The organism is Streptomyces sp. NPDC048211, from assembly GCF_043202315.1.
Taxonomy (GTDB): Bacteria; Actinomycetota; Actinomycetes; order Streptomycetales; family Streptomycetaceae; genus Streptomyces.
Genome location: NZ_JBIDAD010000019.1, coordinates 55,079 through 75,058 on the forward strand (window position 1 = coordinate 55,079; position 19,980 = coordinate 75,058).

Annotated in this window: 13 protein-coding genes; 5 read left to right on the top strand and 8 right to left on the bottom strand. The window is 70.7% G+C overall.

Annotated elements, in window-relative coordinates:
- Positions 1 to 242 precede the first annotated feature (242 nt).
- Entirely contained in the window at positions 243 to 3,722 is a 3,480-nt protein-coding gene (locus ACGFZA_RS38585; protein WP_393685412.1) for a M28 family peptidase, read from the bottom strand.
- A 603-nt stretch (positions 3,723 to 4,325) separates the two neighbouring features.
- On the opposite strand from ACGFZA_RS38585, the gene ACGFZA_RS38590 reads away from it, so the two are divergent.
- A complete protein-coding gene (locus ACGFZA_RS38590; protein WP_393685385.1) occupies positions 4,326 to 5,240 on the top strand; it encodes an aldo/keto reductase in 915 nt (304 codons plus the stop codon).
- A gap of 104 nt (positions 5,241 to 5,344) precedes the next feature.
- The gene (locus ACGFZA_RS38595; RefSeq protein ID WP_385286956.1) at positions 5,345 to 6,337 is read left to right on the top strand and encodes an aldo/keto reductase; all 993 of its coding nucleotides are present in this window, start codon (positions 5,345 to 5,347) and stop codon (positions 6,335 to 6,337) included.
- An 8-nt stretch (positions 6,338 to 6,345) separates the two neighbouring features.
- Here the strand turns inward: ACGFZA_RS38595 and ACGFZA_RS38600 are convergent, their stop codons facing one another.
- The 4 genes from ACGFZA_RS38600 to ACGFZA_RS38615 all read right to left on the bottom strand — a co-directional run bounded on the left by ACGFZA_RS38600 (position 6,346) and on the right by ACGFZA_RS38615 (position 9,803).
- Entirely contained in the window at positions 6,346 to 7,542 is a 1,197-nt protein-coding gene (locus ACGFZA_RS38600) for a serine/threonine-protein kinase (protein WP_385286954.1), read from the bottom strand.
- 365 nt (positions 7,543 to 7,907) lie between these two features.
- Positions 7,908 to 8,393, bottom strand: a complete 486-nt coding sequence (locus ACGFZA_RS38605) for an Lrp/AsnC family transcriptional regulator (protein ID WP_385286952.1) — start codon at positions 8,391 to 8,393, stop codon at positions 7,908 to 7,910.
- A gap of 137 nt (positions 8,394 to 8,530) precedes the next feature.
- Positions 8,531 to 9,121 (bottom strand): lytic polysaccharide monooxygenase, encoded by a 591-nt coding sequence (locus ACGFZA_RS38610; RefSeq protein WP_385286950.1) that lies wholly within the window; start codon positions 9,119 to 9,121, stop codon positions 8,531 to 8,533.
- Between the two features lie 235 nt (positions 9,122 to 9,356).
- Positions 9,357 to 9,803: an SsgA family sporulation/cell division regulator gene (locus ACGFZA_RS38615; RefSeq protein WP_393685389.1), complete on the bottom strand. Its 447-nt coding sequence runs from the start codon at positions 9,801 to 9,803 to the stop codon at positions 9,357 to 9,359.
- Positions 9,804 to 10,019: 216 nt separating this feature from the next.
- Here ACGFZA_RS38615 and ACGFZA_RS38620 point away from each other — a divergent pair, with 216 nt between their 5' ends.
- Positions 10,020 to 11,366 (top strand): NAD(P)/FAD-dependent oxidoreductase, encoded by a 1,347-nt coding sequence (locus ACGFZA_RS38620; RefSeq protein ID WP_393685391.1) that lies wholly within the window; start codon positions 10,020 to 10,022, stop codon positions 11,364 to 11,366.
- Between the two features lie 99 nt (positions 11,367 to 11,465).
- Here ACGFZA_RS38620 and ACGFZA_RS38625 read toward each other — a convergent pair whose 3' ends face one another.
- Positions 11,466 to 12,701 (bottom strand): globin domain-containing protein, encoded by a 1,236-nt coding sequence (locus ACGFZA_RS38625; RefSeq protein WP_393685393.1) that lies wholly within the window; start codon positions 12,699 to 12,701, stop codon positions 11,466 to 11,468.
- 364 nt (positions 12,702 to 13,065) lie between these two features.
- Entirely contained in the window at positions 13,066 to 14,241 is a 1,176-nt protein-coding gene (locus ACGFZA_RS38630; RefSeq protein ID WP_385286943.1) for a low temperature requirement protein A, read from the bottom strand.
- A gap of 543 nt (positions 14,242 to 14,784) precedes the next feature.
- Here ACGFZA_RS38630 and ACGFZA_RS38635 point away from each other — a divergent pair.
- Both ACGFZA_RS38635 and ACGFZA_RS38640 read left to right on the top strand, forming a co-directional pair.
- Positions 14,785 to 16,401: a cytochrome bc complex cytochrome b subunit gene (locus ACGFZA_RS38635; protein ID WP_393685395.1), complete on the top strand. Its 1,617-nt coding sequence runs from the start codon at positions 14,785 to 14,787 to the stop codon at positions 16,399 to 16,401.
- A gap of 108 nt (positions 16,402 to 16,509) precedes the next feature.
- On the top strand, positions 16,510 to 16,722 hold the full coding sequence (locus ACGFZA_RS38640) for a hypothetical protein (RefSeq protein WP_385286940.1): 213 nt from the start codon (positions 16,510 to 16,512) through the stop codon (positions 16,720 to 16,722).
- Between the two features lie 164 nt (positions 16,723 to 16,886).
- Here the strand turns inward: ACGFZA_RS38640 and ACGFZA_RS38645 are convergent, their stop codons facing one another.
- Positions 16,887 to 19,769 carry an ATP-binding protein gene (locus ACGFZA_RS38645; protein ID WP_393685397.1) on the bottom strand — a complete coding sequence of 961 codons (2,883 nt, stop codon included), beginning with the start codon at positions 19,767 to 19,769 and terminating at the stop codon, positions 16,887 to 16,889.
- Positions 19,770 to 19,980 lie beyond the last annotated feature (211 nt).

Sequence of the window (19,980 nt, forward strand, 5' to 3'; positions counted from 1 at the left end):
TCACCGGAGGACCCGCAGGCGGGCAACCGCCGCCCGCTACCGAAGGCAGGGCTTACGCCCGCGCCGATGAGCCGTCCGCGGACCGGGCGGATCTGCGGGGTCCGGTTTCCCGTTTCCCGTCTCCCCGGACGGACGCAGCCCTGGGGAGTGTCACCGCGTCGACGGGCGATCCCGAGGCGCCGTGCGCACCGGAGGGCGGGGCGTGTGGATCACGCCCCGCCCCCGCGCCTTCCGGCGATGGATCAGCTCACGTCCAGTGCCACGTCGTCCACGACGAAGCTGGTCTGCAGGTAGGCGTCCTCCTTACTGGTGAAGCCCAGCGTCACCGTCTGCCCCGCGGCGGAGCCGACGTCGAAGGACTGCTGGACGTACCCGCTGCTCGCGTCGAGATTCGAGTACGTCGCCAGCGTCCGGGAACCCAGCTTCACGGTGAACGTGTCGTAGGCGGTCGCATCGCCCGCCGACTCGTCGGTGTCCGTGCGCAGGTAGAACGACAGCCTGTACGTCGCGCAGCCTGCCGGAACCGTCAGTGACTGCGTGGCGGTGTCGCTGTGGGTGCTGCCCCAGCCGCCGAACCACGCCTGGTAGGCGCCGCTGTGCGCGGGCTTCTCGGAGGTCCTGTTGTTGATGACCCCGTCGGACTGGGACCACGGTGTCGTGCCGTTCTCGAAGCCGCCGTTGGCGACGACCTGCCGCGCCTGGCAGGTGCCGCCACCCCCGACGACCAGCGAGTACGTGGTGGTGTGGGTGGCGGTGCCCGTCCCGGTCACGGTGAGGGTGTACGTACCCGCGGTGGTCTGTGCGCCGGCGGAGACGGTCATCGTGGATGAGGAGCCCGACTGCACGGAGGACGGGGCGAAGGAGACGGTGACCCCGCTCGGCGCGCCGGAGGCCGTGAGCCGCACACTCTGCGCGGAACCGCCGGTGGTGGCCGTGGACACGGTGGCGGTGGCGGAAGCGCCCGGCTGGACACTGCCGGAGGCCGGGTTCACCGAGACGGAGAAGTCGTCGGCGGGGGCGGTGGTGCCGACGGCCGTCTTCCACACCGTGTAGGCGACCCCGTCCGCGCTGCGGTCGAGCGCGGTCGCGTTGATGTTGGCCGTGGTGTCGCACGACTGGTGGTAGCACGGGTCGTACGAACGGCCGGCGGTGCCGCCCCACTTGGCGGCCTGGGCGGAGGACTTGGTGTCACTCGCACCGGTCGCGTACCCCGAGGTGGCGATGCCGCCCTGCTGGAACGAGTAGTCGTCGGAGCGGCCCTGGCCCTCGACGTTCTCCTCCGGGGCGAGGCCGAGCGAGGTCCAGTACTCCTTCATCGGGGCCGATGCGGCGGAGTTGAGGTTGTTGATGAAGTAGCCGCCGTTGGTGGAGGCGACCATGTCGAAGTTGTAGTACGCGGTGATGGCGGTCCGCTGGGCGGCGGTGAGCTGGCCGACGTAGTACTCGGAGCCCTCCAGTCCCTGCTCCTCGCCGTTCCACCAGGCGAAGCGCACATGCTTGGTCATGGTCGGGTTCTGCTGGGCCAGGGCGAGCGCGTTCTCCAGCAGGGTCGCGGAACCGGAGCCGTTGTCGTTGATGCCGGGACCGGCGGCCACCCCGTCCAGGTGGGCGCCGAACATCACGGTCTTGTCGGCCGGACCGCCCGGCCAGTCCGCGATCAGGTTGTTGCCGCGGTAGGTGCAGGTGGTGCAGGTCTGCTCGCTGACGGTGTAGCCGGCCGCCTGGAGCTTTCCCTTCACATAGGCGAGCGAGGCGGTGTAACCGCCGCTGCCGGCCCGCCGGTTGCCGCCGTTCTGGGTGGCGATGGTGTGGAGCTGCGACAGATGGGCCTGCACGTTGGTGACACTGATGTCGGGGGCCGTGCCGCCGGGGCTGCCGCCGCCGGTGAGGGTCAGCGTGTACTGCGCGGTGTGCTCCTGGGTGCCGGCGCCCTTCACTGTGAAGGTGTACGCCCCGGGCGCGGCGGCCGACGTCGTCGACACGGTCATGACCGAGGTCGCGCCGGACTGCACCGAGGACGGGCTGAAGGAGACGCTCACGCCGCTCGGCAGGCCGCTCGCGGACAGGTTCACGGTCTGCGCGCTGCCGGAGCTGATCGTCGTCCGGACCGTGGCGGTCACCGAACTGCCGGGCTTCACGGAGCCGGAGGCCGGGTCGAGGGACATCGAGAAGTCGTTGTTCCCGCTCGGCGCACAGGTCGGGTCACCACTCTGCGCGGGGACACTCACCGCGTCCCAGGCGGCCTTCGCCCGGTTGAACAGCACACAGGTCGCGTCCAGGTTCTTGGCGGCGGTCAGCGTGGCGGTGCGATAGCGCTTGTACGTCATGCCGCTGGTCTTGAGCAGCATGCCGCCGTAGAAGACCTTGCCGGCGCTCTGAATGCCCACGCCGGTGACGGTCGAGCTGTTGCAGGTGGGGCTGGCGGGCTTGCCACCGCCGGGGTTCGAGCCCTCGGCCAGCAGATAGAACCAGTGGTTCAGGGGGCCGGCCGCCGCGTGCTCCTCGGTGCTGGGTATGGAGGAGCTGTAGCAGTTCGGGTCGCCGATCTGTCCCGGGTTGTACATGATCCGGATCGGCCCGTTGCCCACCAGGTTGATCTTCTCGCCGACGGTGTAGTCCGGGTCGTCGTACGGGGCGGGCTCGTTGGTGTACGCCTCCGTCAGCGCGCCCATGATGTCGCCGGTGGCCTCGCCGAGACCGGACTCGTTGTTGGCGCCGCCGGGTGTGTACTGGTCGATGCCGTGGCCGAACTCATGGCCCACGACGTCCATCGCCGCGATCCACTGGTTGGCGTTGTTGTGGCCGATGGAAACGGTGGAGCCGTCCCAGTAGGCGTTCACGTCGTTGAGGCCGACCTTGACCGGCCAGCTGCGCCCGTTGCCGTCGTGGCCGTTGCGCCCCAGCCAGTCGCGCAGCATGTCCCATTCGTGCTGGGCCGCCCACATGACGTCGACGCAGCCGGTCTCCTTGCTGGAGGCGCTGCCCGTTCCCCAGGAGTCGCTCGACTTGGTGAACACACTCCCGGTGCTGTAATCGGCGCAGCTCAGACCGGGGCGGGCGGGGTCCCGGAGCGAGTAGCTGCCACCCGACGACGTGGTGTTGATGGACAGCGGGGACGGGCCGTTCCACTGGCTGTTGCCGGTGCCGGCCTTGACGTCGTCGTAACTGTCGAGCACCGCGCCGGTGCCCGCGTCGACGAAGACGTGCAGCCGGCTCGGTGCCGTCGCGGTCCGGCCGGTGAGTACGGTCTCCCAGGCCAGCCGGGACCTCGTGCCGGTGGCCCGGACGACCAGACGGTGGCTGTCGACCCGCTCCACCGTACTGAGCTTCTTGCGCGAGGTGGCCTCGGCGGCCTCGGCTGAGACGGTCGCACTGGTCGGTACGTTGATGCGCCGGGAGACGGCCGACTGGGATCCGCGGACGCGCCCCTTGGAGTCGGCCACCACGACGGCGTCACCGCCGACGACCGGCAGTCCCCGGTAGGTGCGCTCGTACGCGATGGAGTAGAGCCCGTTGACCCAAGGGGTCACCATCTGGCGCTCGTACCGCTCCTCGGGTCCCTTGGCCAGGGCGTCGAGACCACTGGCCGCCGCCCGGTCGGCAGCCGACACGGCAGCCGAAAGCGCGGTCGGGGCCGGCGGGGACGGTTCTGCAGAAGCTGACTGGCCACTGGTGGCGACCAGCATTCCGGCGAGGACGGCCAGGGTTGTCCCGGCCGTCATCGGTCTGCGTTTCATCGAGGCTCCTCGGTTCGTGGGGAGCTCGGTCACGGGCGGTGGCAGGGGAGACGGGCCGGCTCGTGCTGTCGGCGCAGGCCGTCCGCCCAGGTGGTGTCCGTGATCGGGCGACCGAACACTCACACGTAGGCATGACCTCGTCAACGAACTGCGGGCTCGTGCAAGGGACTTGGCAAGTCTGGTCAAGTCGCCATGGTGCGATCACACAGCCGGGACACAGGGAGGGGTGTGGGGTGGGAGCCGCGGTGGGTTGCCGGACGCCTCGGGTGCGCCGTCCATCGCCGCCTGCTCCGGTGTCGTGCACGCCGTACCCGGCATCCGGGGGTTGCGGTCCGGTCGCAGGCGGGAGTCGTCACGCCGTACGGGGGTGAGGTGCAGCCGGGATGCGGGAGATCCGTTGTGGCGTGCGGGCCGGGAGGGGCTGGACACGCGTGTGCAGTGGATCTATCCTGCACTCGCGTCAAATGAAGGAATCGATAGACGCGTTGGCGCTAACGTATCACGAACAAGGTGATCATGCAAGACTTCTGGCGCACCATTACATGGCCGCGCTCGATTTCTCGCTCATACGGACGGAAGGCTTCAGTCTTGACCTCGAAAACCCCCGACGCGGCAGCCGCCGGCACCTGGAAGCTCGGCGATCTGACCGTCAACCGGGTCGGCTTCGGCGCCATGCGCCTGACCCAGAACGGGCCCGCGTTCGGCAAAGACCGCGGCCCGCACGACCGGGACCGGGCGATCGCCGTACTGCGCCGGGCCGTCGAGCTCGGCGTGAACCACATCGACACGGCCGCCTTCTACTTCTCACCGCTGCGCTCGGCCAACGAACTGATCAGCCGGGCCCTGGGCCCGTACACGGACGACCTGGTCATCACCACCAAGGTCGGGCCCGGCCGCGGCCCCGGGGGTGACTGGCTGGACTGGGCCAGGCCCGAGCAATTGCGCGGACAGGTCGAGGAGAACATCCGGCAGCTCGGCCGCGACCACCTCGACGTGGTGAATCTGCGGGTGAACGGGCCCGCCCCGATCAGCGAGCAGTTCGGCGCGCTGGCCGACCTGCGGAAGGAAGGGCTCATACGCCACCTGGGCCTGTCCAACGTCTGGCCGGAACAGATCGCCGAGGCGCGAGCCATCGCGCCCATCGTCTGCGTGCAGAACAGATACGGCATCGGCGAGCGGCGCGCCGACTCGCAGGACATCCTGCGCACCTGCGGTGAACTCGGCATCGCTTTCGTGCCGTTCTACGCCATCGCCGGCGGGGGCCGCGAAGGCGGTGCGGACGTCACCGCGGAGCACGAGGCGCTGCTCGCCGTCGCCCGGGCCCACGACGCGTCCCCCGCCCAGGTCCGACTCGCCTGGACGCTCCAGCAGGGCCCGCACGTCCTGGCCATTCCGGGCACGGGCAACCCCGCTCACCTGGAAGCCAATGTGGCGGCCGGAGCCCTGCGGCTCACCGAGGACGAGACGCGGCGGCTCGCCGCACTGGGCCAGAACGCCGGCTGACGGCCCCGGTGGGGGATCCGGCCCGGGGCCGGGGACGGCGCATCCCGCCCGGGGCGCTTCCGATGGCTTGAGGCACCCCGGGCAGGCCCCCTCGCGGACGTAGCATGATCCTCATGGAACAGCGCGAACTGGGCAGGACCGGGCGAGACGTATCGGTCGTCGGGCAGGGCACTTGGCAGCTCGGAGGGGACTGGGGCGAGGTGCGCGAGGGCGATGCCTTCGACATCCTCGACGCCGCCGTCGGGGCGGGCGTCACCTTCTTCGACACCGCCGACGTGTACGGGGACGGACGCAGCGAGCAGCTCATCGGCCGCTATCTCAAGGAGCGCCCCGACGCGGGCGTCCTCGTGGCGACGAAGATGGGCCGGCGTGCCGACCAGGTGCCGGAGAACTACGTCCTGGACAACTTCCGTACGTGGAACGACCGCTCCCGGGCCAACCTCGGGGTCGACACCCTCGACCTCGTGCAGCTGCACTGCCCGCCCACGGCCGTCTACTCCTCGGACGAGGTCTACGACGCCCTCGACACGCTGGTCGCCGAGCAGCGGATCGCCGCTTACGGGGTGAGCGTCGAAACGTGTGCCGAGGCGCTGACGGCCATCGCCCGCCCCGGTGTCGCGAGCGTGCAGATCATCCTCAACCCGTTCCGCCTCAAGCCGCTGGACGAGGTACTGCCGGCCGCGCGTGCGGCCGGGGTCGGCATCATCGCACGGGTGCCCCTCGCCTCCGGCCTGCTCTCCGGCCGGTACACCGAGGCCACGGTCTTCGCGCCGGAGGACCACCGCACCTACAACCGGCACGGGGAGGCCTTCGACCAGGGCGAGACCTTCTCCGGCATCGACTTCCGCACCGGCGTGGCCGCGGCGGCGGAGTTCGCCGGACTCGCCCGTCAAGGGACGACCCCCGCTCAGACGGCACTGCGCTGGATCATTCAGCAGGACGGCGTCACGAGCGTCATCCCGGGTGCCCGTTCGGTGGAGCAGGCCCGGGCCAACGCGGCCGCGGCGGCGCTTCCGCCGCTGCCGCAGCGCACCCTCGACGCGGTGCGCGATCTCTACGACCGCAGGATCCGCGCGGCGGTCCACGACCGCTGGTAGCGGCCGCCCTAACGGTCGGCCGCGGGGGGCGGCGCCTCGCTCGTCGAGGTGCCGCCGTCCGGAGTGGTGGCGGAGCTGGAATCGGGGGAGAACAGGCTCATCCCCAGGTAGACGGCGGCGAGGAAAGCGACCGTCCCCGCGATGGCGCTCGCCACTCTGGGGCGGCGTCTGATCGCCTCGCGGGTGCTGCGCCGCCGGTTGTTACGGGGCCGGGCGGCCGCGCGCCGCCCACGGCCGTGCGCCTGCGGCAGCCGGTACGTCGTCGGGGAACCGGAGTCCGCTCCGCCGCGCCGCTCGGAAGGCGCGGAGGGCGCGGGGGGTGCGGGCCTCGGCGTATAGGCGGCGGCCGGGGCGCGCGGGGGAGCGGGCCGGTGCTGCGGCAGCGGTTCCGCCTGCCCCCGCCAGGCCTCGCTGTGGAACCAGTCGGCGACCTGCTGGGCGGTGGGCCGGTCCTCCGGCTGCTTCGCGAGCAGGCCCAGAAGGTACGAGTCGAAGGCCGGGGACATGTCCACGCCCCGCTGCCGCAGGGGCACAGGAGGCGTGTCCACATGCTGGTACAAGGTCGCGGTCGGGGTGTCCGAGCGGAACGGCGGCTGTCCCAGCAGCAGTTGGTAGATGACGCAGCCGAGGGAGTACATGTCCGACGCGGCACCGGCGGTGCGGCCGAGGGCTCGTTCCGGAGCGAGGTAGAGGCTCGTACCGACGATGTGGCCCGTCGTGGTGAGGGCGGCCGAGGGGTCGTCGACGAACTGCGCGATTCCGAAGTCGCCGATCTTCACGGACCCCTCGGCGTCCAGCATCAGGTTTCCCGGTTTGATGTCCCGGTGGACGATGCCCTGCCGGTGGGCCGCGGCCAGTCCGGCGGCCGCCTGGCCGGCGATCCGGGCGACCTGCTCCGGACCCAGCCGCTCCTGCGACAGGAGGAGGTCGGACAGGCTCCTGCCCTCGACGAGTTCCATCACCAGGAAGAGCCGGTCCTCCCAGGAGCCGAAGTCGAACACGGCCACCAGATGCGGATGGCTCAGCCGGGCCGCGGTCTGGGCCTCCAGCCGGAACCGCGCGGTCGCCGACTCGTCGGCGTGTTCGCCCAGCAGCAGCTTCACGGCCACGGCCCTGCCGAGGACCTCGTCCGTGGCCCGCCAGACCTCACCCATCCCGCCACGGCCGATGGCGGATATCAATCGGTACCGACCAGCAACCAGCACCTGTGCACACCTATCTCGAATAGCTCGCGTATCTCGAAAAGCCCGGGCCGAGGACCGTTCCGGCCGCCGCGGCGGCGACCTCGCCCGGAACGGGGGGCGGGGTGGGGTACGCGGCAAGATCAGGATATCCGGCGCGCGGACCCGGGTCGACCGGCCGTCACCCCGACCCGGCCGCCCGCACGGTGACGGGCCGACAGGCCCCGGGCGAGGGGTGTGCCGTGGGCGGGAAACCTGATCCGGCCCGATCCGGGCGACCGGTTCCGGGGCGTGTTCCGAAAGGAGCGTCGTCCGCCCGGACGCCGCGCGCTGATCCACCCGGAATTGCGGGACGGTCCGCTGATCCACCCGGAATTGCGGGACAGCCCTCAGCCCCGGCCGGACGGAGCCGTCCGGCCCACCGATTCCACCAGCGGCAGCAGCCGGTGCGGCACCCGTTCGCGCAGCGCTACCTCGGTCCGGGTCCTGACCACGCCCGGCAGCTGGATCAGCCGCTGGATCACGTCCTCCAGATGCCCGTTGTCCCGCGCCACCACCCTGGTCAGCAGATCTCCGCCGCCCGTGGTGGAGAACGCCTCGACGATCTCGGGCACAGCGGCCAGCGCCTCGCCCACGTCGTCCAGATGCCCCTGCGTCACTTCCAGATGGACGAAGGCCAGGACCGGGTGGCCCAGGGCCGCGGGGGAGAGGAAGGGACCGCTGCCGGTGATCACGCCGTCCCGTTCGAGGCGGTCGATACGGGCCTGGAGGGTGCCCCGTGCGATGGACAGGATCCGTGCGTACTCGCGCACGCTCGTCTGCGGCTGCTCGATGAGCAGTCGCAGGATCCGGGTGTCGAGCGCGTCCACCGCCATGGTCCGTCGGCCTTTCCCTGGTCGGTCCCTCGGGGCAGCGACTGTACCAATGGCTCACTGCCGGGCCGGCCGCCGCGACGTGGCCTCCGCCCCCGCGCCGGCACGCGGGGTGCCGGCGCGGGAGCGGAGACCGGGCGTCAGAACTGCACGTCGGAGCAGGCGTAGAACGCGTTGCCCGTGTCGGAGATCGTCCAGACGCCGAGGATCAGGTGCTTGCCGGACTTCTGGGGCAGCACTCCCGCGTGGGACACGGTCGAGCCGGGCAGCCGGCCGCCGAAGGGCACGGTGAGGAACGGCTGCGGGTCCAGGTCGGCCCGGGTGAGCGGCTTGGCCGGGTCGTAGCCGTCCCTGGTGATGTAGTAGCGGAAGTCGGTTGTCGCGTGCCGGGCCTCGATCCGCCAGTTGAACGTGTAGTTCTGCCCTGCGGTGACCTTGGTCGCGGGCCAGGCGCCGCCCCGCGGATCGTCGAGTTCGGAGAAGCGCCCGATGCCGCCCGAGCAGATGTGACCGTCCGCCGGTCCGCGGGTGGGGAAGCCCTTGGGCCCCTCGACGCTCGGCGGCTCCCACTGGATCTGGCCGCAGTGCTTGACGGTGCCGATGCCGCAGAGCTGCTGGCGGCTGATGGGGGAGTCGGTGTAGCCGTGGCTCTGCGCGCTGCCGGAGGTGGCGAACAGCGCCACGCCGGCCAGGCCGAGCCCGGCCAGTAAGGAGGTGATCTTTCTGCGCATACGTCGCTCCTGGAGATGTGGGGTGATGTCCGGAGAGTGCTGCGGTCTAGACCAAGGGTGAGCGTAGTCATGTCAATCCGACGTGTCCATACCGTCGGGAACGGGTGGCGCCGGGGCCGTGCCGGGTCCTTCCGCAGCGGCCGGCGCCGCGGTCCCGGCCGGTCCGGCACCACGGCGCCGGGGCGCCTCGATCGTGAGCCCTGTCTCTGACGGGAAGGTGCGGCGTGCGGCGGGATCAACGGCCCAGCAGGCCCTCCGCGAGGGCGTCCCAGTCGAGCAGTTCGCTCTCGGTGCCGGGGGGCACCATCTCGTAGGTGGTCTCCAGCCACTTGCGTACCTCCGGGAGACTCGCCTGGAACGTGGCATGACCTTCCGGCCGCTCAAGGCTGAAGTACAGCCGTGCACGCGCGCGTTGGTGACGGCACGAAGGCCAGGCCTTGAAATCGCCCTCGCCGCTCAGCGCCTTCGTGCCGGCGAACAGGAGGTCGCGCGACACGGACCAGGTGATGTAGACGCCGGTTTCCGGGATGAGGTCGATTCCCACCGCGAACGGATCGTCGGGGCTGTACCGGAAGCGGCAGCTGATCGTTCTGTACCCCCCGGGTGTGAACAGTCGGCGGACGTCCGTGAGGAGTACCGGAGTCTTCTCCCAGGACGTGGTGTGCGCCTGCTTGTCGGCCATGTCGTTTGCTCCCTTTTCGGCCAGCGGATACCGCACATGGTGTGACGACGACGCCCGGCAGGCATCGGTCGAACGACTGGTACGTGTGTGGAACCGCCGGGCGGTCCGGGCGGATCACACCTGTGGAGCGTGGCGCGGTCACCGGAGCGGGACGGTGTCACAATCAGCGGTTCTGCCCTGTCTCTACCGGTGCAACCGAGAGGAACAGAGGACACCTTGCGTGAGATCTTGATCGTCGGCGGCGGTTACGCGGGCTTCTATGCCGCGTGGGGCCTGGAGAAGAAGCTGGGCCGGGGCGAGGCGCGCGTCACCGTGGTGGACCCGCGCCCGTACATGACGTATCAGCCATTTCTGCCCGAGGTCCTGGCCGGGTCGGTGGAGGCCCGGCACGCGGCGGTCTCGCTCCGCCGGCATCTGCACCGCACCCGGCTGATCGCGGGAACGGTGACGGAGATCCGCAACAGCGCGCGCACCGTGACCGTCCGGCCGGAGACAGGGCCGGACTACGAGCTCGCCTACGACATCCTCGTGGTCACCGCGGGGGCGGTCACCCGGACGTTTCCCATCCCGGGCATCAGCGAGGAGGCCTTCGGACTGAAGCATGTCGAGGAGGCCGTGGCCATCCGCGACCGGCTGCTGGCCTCGTTCGACGTCGCGGCGACACTGCCCCGCGGCCCCGAGCGCAGCAGACTCCTCACCGTCACCTTCGTGGGGGGAGGATTCTCCGGTGTGGAGGGGTTCGGGGAACTGCTGTCCCTGGCGACCGTGCTGCTGAAGCACTACCCGGAACTCGACGCGGCAGAGCTGAGCTTCCACCTGGTGGAGGCCAGGGGCCGGATACTTCCCGAGGTCAGCGACGAACCCGGAGCCTGGGTCGTACGGGCGCTGGAGAAGCGCGGGGCACGGGTGCACCTGAACACGCAGATGGTCTCCGCTGCGGGCGGCCATGTCGTGCTGTCGAACGGGGAGGAACTCGATTCGGGACTGATCGTGTGGGCGGCGGGCAACGCCTCCAATCCGATCATTCACAACCACACGGACCTTCCCGTCGACGAACGCGGTCTGCTCGTCGTGCGGGCGGATCTCCGCGTGGGCACGGAGTCGGAGACGGTGGCCGACGTCTGGGCCGCCGGCGACGATGCCTCGGTGCCCGATCTCGCGGTGGGGCGGCCGGGAGCGCACACGGTTCCCAACGCCCAGCACGCCGTACGGCAGGGCAAGCTTCTGGCGAAGAACATCCTGGCTGCACTGCGGGGGCGGCCCACCCGGGACTATGTCCACCACAGTCTGGGTGTGGTGGCCACGCTGGGGCTCGGGCGGGGCATCTTCCAGTACAAGCGCCTGGTCATCAAGGGCTTCCCCGCCTGGCTCATGCACCGCGGATACCACGTGCTCGCCGTCCCGACCTGGGAACGCAAGGTCAGGGTGCTCGCGGTCTGGATCACCGCAGCCTTCTACGGACGGGACATCGTCTCCCTTGCCGCGGTTCAGCGGCCCCGGGAGGCGTTCGTGACGAAGGGAAACCCGCGGCGCGGCGAGCCGGTGGACACTCCCGCGCAGTGATGCACACGGTCCTGCCGCCACTCGCCGGCCATGGGCCGTCGAGCACGGAGGCCGGGAGGGGCGCTGCCGACGTCACCCCTCCCGGCCTCCTGCGGCGAGTTACTTGCTGAGCCAGAGGTCGGGGCCGAAGACCTCGTAGTGAATGGCGGCGGGGCTGAGCCCGTGGGTGAGCAGATCGCCGCGGACGGCCTGCATGAAGGACAGAGGTCCGCACAGGTAGGCGGTGGTGTCCTCGGGCACCGCCAGTCCGGTCACATCCGCCCAGCCCTCGCGCACGTGCGCCTCGGGCTCCGTCGGCTCATCGGCCCCGCTCTCGTACCATTCCGCGGCCTTGTTCTCGTACCAGAGGTGCAAAGAGGCGTTGGGCAGCCTGCTCGCGAGCTCCGCCAGTTCCAGCCGGTGCGCGTGGTGGGCGGGGGAGCGGTCGGCGTGGATGACGATGACGGGCCGCTCGGGTGAAGTACCGGCCAGATGGTCCAGCATGGAGAGCATCGGTGTGATGCCGATGCCGGCGGAGGCCAGGAGCAGGGGGCCGTCCTCCTCGTTCAGGACGAGGTCGCCGAAGGGCAGGGAGACCTTGAGGGGCAGCCCGGGGCGGGCATGGGCGTGCAGCCAGGCGGAGACCTCTCCCTCGGGGGTGCGGTCGTCCGCCGCGCGTTCGCGCTTGACGGTGATCCGCCACGTCTTGCGGCCAGGAGCCGTGGACAGGCTGTACTGGCGTATCTGCTGGGCCCCGTCAGGCAGTTCGACCTTGACGCTGACGTACTGGCCCGGGAGGAACGACCCGGTGGGGAGCCCGTCGGGGCGGCGCAGGACGAGCGAGGCGGTGTCGACGGCCTCATCGACGCGTTCGGCCACCTCCATATCCTGCCAGACGATGCCGTCGCCGACTCCGGCCTCAGCGTAGAGGCGCGCCTCCATCGCGATGAGGGTGTTGGCCATCAGCCAGTACACCTCGTCCCAGGCGGCGGCCACGGCAGGCGTCACGGCGTCGCCGAGCACCTCGGCGACGGCGCCCAGGAGATGGCGTCCCACGAGCGTGTACTGGTCGGCTGTGATGCCCAGCGAGGCGTGCTTGTTGGCGATGCGGCCCAGGACGGCGTCGGGGCGCTCGTCCGGACGCTCCACCAGCATGGTGGCGAAAGCCGCGACGGCACCCGCGAGAGCCTCGCGCTGGGCTCCGTTGGCCTGGTTCGCGCGGTTGAACAGGGTGCGCAGCAGTTCCGGACGCTCCTCGAACATGCGGCGGTAGAACAACTCGGTGATGGTGCCGAGAGAAGCCCCGACCGCCGGGAGGGTGGAGCGCACGATCGGTGCCGACTGCCTGGAGAGCACGGTAACCCCTATCTTGCATGCGAGATGCACATAGTGACGGAGATGATGGCGCGTGTGCGGTGTGACGAAGGTGGTGCCCGCGAATCCGGCGTGACCCCGCTGAGGCTGGTGCCTCGTCGTGGTGAGCGGACCGCATACCCACATCCTAGATAATTGGTATCTGAGATGCACATTAAGAAGAGTGTGATCTGTGTTGCACGGACGTGTGACCCCGGCCCTTGGGCCGATCGGTGAGCATGCCTCAAGTGGCACTGCCCGATGTGGTGTTCGGGATCGGTACCGTCCGGCCGTGAGCCCTGGCGGCCGGCGTGCCGGTGTGCTTCCCGGACCATCATGGCGGCCGAGGGGACCGGCGCCGAACCGGTCAGGCCCTCCCCGCCCTTCGATGCGTCACGACGAGAGTGGCGGCGATCAGGAGTGACGCCACCACCCCGGTCCCCAGCACGGGGAAGCCGGTGAACGTGGTGGCGAGGACGGCGATGACCGCGACGGGGTGCAGGACGTCAGCCGGCAGGGGAAGCTGCGACGCCTGCCGGTGCAGCAGCCACACGCAGGCGATGAACAGGGCCACGGGGACCGTGTAGGCGGCCGCCGCCCGGTGAGCGGTGAGGGAGCCGTGACCGGTGACGTGGGCGACATTGAGGGTCAGGCCCGCCCCCACGGCCGCCGCGGCGGCGAAGACCACGTAGTGGCCGTATCCCCACAGCATGGCTGTGGTGAGTCCGGCGAGACGGCGGGGGACGTCCTGTGCGAAGTAGAGCCACCACAGCGCGAAGACGGTGAGGAGGCCGCCCGCCGCGTCCGCGAGGACCGTCCCGAGTGCCACCTCGGCGTCCAGGGCGGTGCGAACGGCAAGGGTCGCTGCCATGATCGACTCGCCGAGCACGATCAGGGTGAACAGTCCGTAGCGCTCGGCGATGTGATGCGGATGCCATGTGGTGCCTGCGATGCGCTCGGCCCAGACGGGTACGGCGAGTTCACCGAGCGCGAGAACGGCGAACGACGCGACGCCGCCCTCGTGGGGCAGGGCCAGGCGCGCCAGCCAGCCCGCCTGAAGGATCAGAATGCCCAGGGCGTAGCGCAGACACGAGCGGCGGCGCTCCGCGTCCGCGCGTGCGGCACGCAGCCACTGGGAGACCATGGCCAGCCTCATGACGACGTAGCCCCAGGCGACGACGGTGAAATCCTGCTCGGTCAGAGCATCGGCGATCCCGGCTGCCATGGTGAGTGCTCCGGCGATCTGCACGAGGGTGAGCAGCCGGTACGGAACGTCGTCGGTGTCGTACGCCGAGGCGAACCAGGCGAAGTTCATCCACGCCCACCAGATCGCGAAGAACACGAGGGTGTACCCGAACAGGCCCTGACCGACGCGGCCTTGACTCAACTCGTGCTCGAACGTCGAGGCCGCCTGGGCGACGGCGACGACGAAACAGAGATCAAAGAACAGTTCGAGCGGTGTGGCGGTGCGGTGCACTTCGCCGGAATGGCGGGCACGCATCGGCCGGTACCAGGGGCAAGGTGCGTACGGCGACTGGCTCATGGGGGCGCTGTCCCTCCAGATACGGCAAGGTCGACGAGATGCGCGGCGGGCGATACGGCGAAAGCCGCCCGACGGCGGGACCGGCCCGGCGAGTCCGCACGGGAAGCGGAACGCGCCGGACGATGCCGGGCGGCCATCACACCGTGTGGGGATCCGCGGAACTGTTCACACCATACCCACATGGTTGATGTGCCGGCCCGCTCCCGTGTCACATCCCCGCGGCCTCGTCTGTCATGAGGGGGACAGCAGTTCGTGAAGCCTGCCCGAGGGGTGCAGCCGTGAACACACCATTAGGCGAGACCGCCGCTCAGAAACCGTGGCCTTCGGGCCGGCCCTGACACGGAGCACAACGAACGAGTCCGCACAGGGCGCACGGTCCAGTACGGACCGCGCCCAGTACCCCGGCCCGAGACGGACCGACCCCGACCACACCGGTCCGACGCCTTCGCACGCCCTCGGGGCGCTCCCATGTCCTGAGAGGCCGTGGCCCGCGAACGCGCCGGGCGGCACGTACTGCGAGTGACGCAGGGATGAAGAGGAGAGATGGGAACCGAAGCCCGGCCGAGCGAGTCACGCCAAACGGACAGAGGGGAGAAGGTCGCCGACTGGGCCGACCTCCGGCTGAGCACCCGGGGGGCGGCGAGGGCGGCCGCGCGAAGGGCGTTCCCCGACCACTGGTCCTTCCTGCTGGGGCAGATCTGGCTCTACAGCTTTGTCATCCTCCTCGTCACCGGCGCGTATCTCACGCTCTATTTCCATCCCTCGTCGCAGCAGGTGCGGTACCAGGGCAGCTATGCCCCCCTGCGGGGGCTGTGGGTGTCGGAGGCGTTCGATTCGACGATGCACCTCTCGTTCGACGTGCGGGGCGGCCTGCTGATCCGCCAGGCCCATCACTGGGCGGCCCTGATCTTCGTCGCCGCGCTGCTCGTGCACATGATGCGGGTCTTCTTCACAGGAGCGTTCCGCAAGCCGCGCGAACTCAACTGGGCCGTCGTGTTCCTGCTGATGATCCTCGGTATGTTCGGCGGCCTGACCGGATACGACCTGCCGAACGACCTCCTTTCCGGGACCGGGCTGGCGGTCGTGAACGGAACCCTGCTGTCCGTTCCTCTCATCGGCACGTACCTGTCCATGTTCCTGTTCGGCGGGGAGTTCCCGGGGGACGACCTGGTGGCCCGGTTCAACGCGATCCACGTCCTGGTGATTCCGGGCCTGACGGTGGTACTGATCGTCGCCCTGATGGTGCTGTCCCTTCGCCACAAGCCCATGCAGTACGCGGGCCCCGGACGTACGAACGGCAAGGTCGTCGGCCTGCCGTTCCAGGTGTACGTGGTGAAGTCGGCGGGGTTCTTCCTCATGGTCGCCGGGGTGGTGTTCCTCATGGCCGCGATCGCGCAGATCAACCCCGTCTGGGACTACGGGCCCTACCGGGCGGATCAGGTGTCCGCGGGCTCACAGCCCGACTGGTACATGGGCGTGGCCGACGGGCTCCTGCGCGTCATGCCCGGCTGGGAGATCGACTTCCGGGGGCACACACTCGCCCTGGACAACTTCATTCCGTTGCTGGTGGGCGGCGGACTCTTCCTGGCCCTGGGCGCCTATCCCTTCATCGAGGCCTGGGTCACGGGCGAGGACAGCGAGCCACACCTCCTCGACCGGCCACGCAACAGGCCGGTGCGCACCGCCCTCGGCGCCGCCTGGCTGAGCTTCTACGCGGTGGCGTTCGGCGCCGCGGCCAACGACCTGATCGCGACCCAGCTCCACGTCTCCGTCAACGGGGTGACGTGGGCGGCTCGTATCGGGCTCGTCCTCGTACCGCTCACCGTCTTCGTCGTGGTGAAGCGGCTGGCCCTCGCCCTCCAACTGAGCGACCGCGACAAGGTACTGCACGGCCGCGAGACCGGCCGCATCCGCCTCATGCCGCACGGCGAGTACGTCGAGGTGCACGAACCGCTGAGTCAGGAGCGGCTGCACGTGCTCACCGCGCACCAGCAGCACAAGCCCCTCACGATCGCCCCCGGCACAGCCCCGGCGGCACACGGTTCCGGGATCGAGCGTCTCCGGGCCAGGCTCAGCCGCGCCCTCTACGGGCCGGGAACGCAGATCCCGAAACCCACTGTGGAGGAGTACCGGGCGGTCGCTCAGCGGCATCGAGGGTGACCTCCGCCGCAGGCCGTACGGCCCGCCGACGGTGCCACGCCGTGTACGGCGACGGCCCCGTCCCGCACCCGTCATGGGTGAACTGCCCCCAGGAGAAAGGAAACGCACATGTCCACTCGCACCAGGAGCACAGTGGTGAACGATCCGGCAGGGCAGTCCGCAGTCCAGGAGCCGATGACGGCCGGGCGGCCGGTTCGGTCCGAGCCGGGGGCGAAGGCTGTCCGCAGGGCCCTCGACGACACGAAGGCGGTGCAGGCCGCGAAGCCCGGGGCCACCCGGCATGTCGTCCTCACTCTGCGTGCCGCGCTGTACCGGGACTGAGAACCGAGCGGGCGGAACACCACACACGTCCGGCCGTGTCCACGGCCCGGTGAATTCAGGAGAGCCGCCCCACACCGCAGGTGTGGGGCGGCTCTCCTGCCACTCGGCAGCCGGCCGTGCGCGGAACCGTGACGGCGTCGGCCGAGGACCGGGCCGGAGGTCCGTCACCCGGCGGTGCCGGTGTGTCCCTCCTCCTCCAGGTCCGCGAGGGCACGCGCGAGCGCGACACGGGAGTTGACACCGAGTTTGGCGAAGGCATGCCGCAGGTGGGAACTCACCGTGTGGGGAGAAAGGAAGAGCGTTTCGGCGGCGGCCCGGTTCGTGGCGCCCCGGGCGATCAGGCGCACGACTTTCAGCTCGGACGCGGTGAGTCCGAAGCGCCTCTCGCCGTCCGGCGAACCACGCCGCACACCGATCCCCCGCAGACGGTGTCGTACGCGTGCCACGTCCCGGTCCGCCCCTGCCCCGGCGTACAGCTCCAGGGCGCGATCGAGGCGGTCCACGGCTTCCCTGTCCCCCGCTGCCGCCAGCACGGCCCCCAGGTCCTCCAGCGCGGAGGCCCGTGCGATCCGGTGCGAGCATCCCTCCAGCAGGTCTGCCGCCCGCCGCAGGAGCGGGACGTCACCGGTGAGCAGAGCCCGTGCGTGCGCCGCGGCGGCGGCGAGGACGGGATACGACCGGCCCGCGGCCGCCCGCCGCTCCGCCGTACCGACCGCCGCCTCCGCCCGGTCCCGCAGACCGGCGCGCAGCGTGATGCGTACGTACAGGGCCTGGTCCGTCGGATCCTCGGGGCCGGCCAGCGCGGGGCCGAGGCCTTCGAAGGACTCGGCCGCGTACCGCGTGCAGTGGCCGACTGCGGCGAGATCACCGGTCGCGTCCGCCACGAGAGCACCCAGCCAGGCACCTGTGTTGCGGATCAGGGCGGAGTCGTCCCCCCGCATCCGTCGGGCGTGTCCGGCCGCCGCGCGCAGGCCCGTCGGGTCTCCCCGGTGCCGGGCGACCCGGCCGAGGGTGTACTGGGCCGTGCTGTCCGCGAAGTTGCCGGGCCCGAGTTCTCCGGCCATGGACAGGACGGCCTCGGCCTCGGCCCGGGCGTCCGGGAGACGGCCCGCGTCAAGGAGGAGACGGCAGCGGGTCATGAGCAGCATGCGCGCGAGATCCGCGTCTCCGTCCGTCAGTACCCGCCGCATGTGCGCGTCGACCAGGTCGATGGCCGTGCCGGCATCACCGATGGAGCTGAGGAGCATGCTCCGCCAAGGGCGGAGCAGCGACTGCGTCGGTCCGTCCAGGCGGTCCGCGATCTCGATGGCCTCCTCGATGGTGCGCAGCGCCGCCCCCACGTCGAACCGGTAGAAGCGCACCACGGATTCGATGGACAGCACCGTCGCCTCCGCCGAGAGGTCCCGCGCGTTCCGCGCGGCGCGCCGGGCGGGCTCCAGCGTGCGCTCGGCCTCCAGGACCTCGCCGCTGTTGGCGAGCGCGACGCACAGCATGGCCAGGAGTTGGGCCCGCAGACCGGGGGAGAGTCCAGGAAGGGACAGTGCGCTCCGGCACTGGCCCACCGCCTCGGTGAAGGAATGCAGGCTGGAAACCCTCGCCAGTTCCAGCCGGATGCGCCCCTCCGCCTCGGGCTCCAGCAGGCCTTCGAGCGCCTCTGCGCTCATGGTGCGCGCCTCTGCGGCCCGCCCGCTCTGCCACAGCAGACTGACCGTCTCGGCCAGCAGCAGGCCCCGCTCGGCGGTTCCGTCGTGTGCCAGTCGCAGGGCGCTCCGGCTGATGTCGGCCGCCATGGACGGCTCGCCGGCCGAGAGTTCGGCTGCCGCCCGGCGCAGGATGCCGATCGCCCGGCGGTCGCCCGGCTCCGCGCTCTCCGCGACCAGCAGGGCCACCTCCACCTCGGGTGCGCCGTCGCGAAGCCTGAGTTCCGCGGCCCGGCGGCGCAGCAGCCGGCGAACGGTCGTGGGGACGCTCGCCGTCACGGCCTCCTTGACCAGGTCGTGACGGAAGCGCAGGTGCGTCCCGTCGCCCGTCATCAGGTCCGTTCCGAGCGCTTCGCGCACGGCGGGGCCGAGTTCGTCCGCCCCGCGGTCCATGAGTTCGGCCAGCAGCGCGACCGGTGTCTCACGGCCCAGCGCGGACGCGACGCGGACGAGCTCCTGGGCGGTGGGAGAAACCTGCTGGAGCCGCTGGTCGACGGAGTCACGGAACCTCAGGGGGACGCGGCCGTCCGCGAGCCGGGCCCGGCCGTCCTCCACGACGACCAACTCCTCCTCCCACAGACCGCGCACGAGTTCCACGAGCAGCAGGGGACGGCCCTCGGCACCGCGTGCCGCCTCCAGGACATCCGGGCCGGGAGCGGCCGACAGCAGGTCGGCCACCACGTCCGCCACGGCGTCACTGCTCAGCGGGGCCAGGGAGATCTCGCGCGCGCCCCCCTCGACCAGCCGGTCCAGCATCGGTCCGGCCGGCTCCGACGCCTCGGCGCGCGACGCGAGAACCCACAGGACGGCATGGCCCGACAGCAGCTTCGGGAGCTCGCGCAGCGCGGTGAGTGTGGCCTCGTCGCACCATTGGACGTCGTCGACGGCGACGACCAGCGGCCGTTCCAACGCCGCCCGCTCCAGTCGGTTCTGCATCTCGCGCAGGAGCCAGAAGCGCTGGTCCGCCGCCGTGGCACCGGCCCGCAGGGCAGAGCGGTCCAGGACCGGGGAACCGGTGGTCAGCAGCGCGTCGAGCAGCGGCCCCATGGGAGCGAGCTGCCCGTCCGGGTCTCCGCCGCCCCTGAACGCGTGCATTCCCGCTTCACGGGCGAGCGCGCACGTCTCCTTCAGCAGACGCGTCCTGCCCGAGCCGGCCGCACCCTTGATGACGATCACCTCGGGGCTGCGCAGACGCTCCAGCCGGCGCAGCGAGTCGTCGATGAGCGCGAGCGCGTCGTCGCGGCCGCGCATGAGCGGCGGCTCCCACCCACCGGCGATGCCCGGGCGGCCGTCGCCGGCCCTGACTCCCTCGTCCGGTTCACCCTCATGGGCACCCGCACCGCGCACGGACTGCCGCCCCTCCACTCAGTGCGGGAAGCCCGAGGGCGGTCCCGTAGTCCCTGGCGGGGGCACGACGACAGCTACGGCACCGCGCCGCGTTGTCGGAACGTCCGCATACATCCAGCACGCGGACGTCCCTCCGCCTTGCGATGCACGGTATCCGACGCCGTGCACCGGCCCACCAGGGACTACAGGACAGCGCGCGGCCGAGCACCGT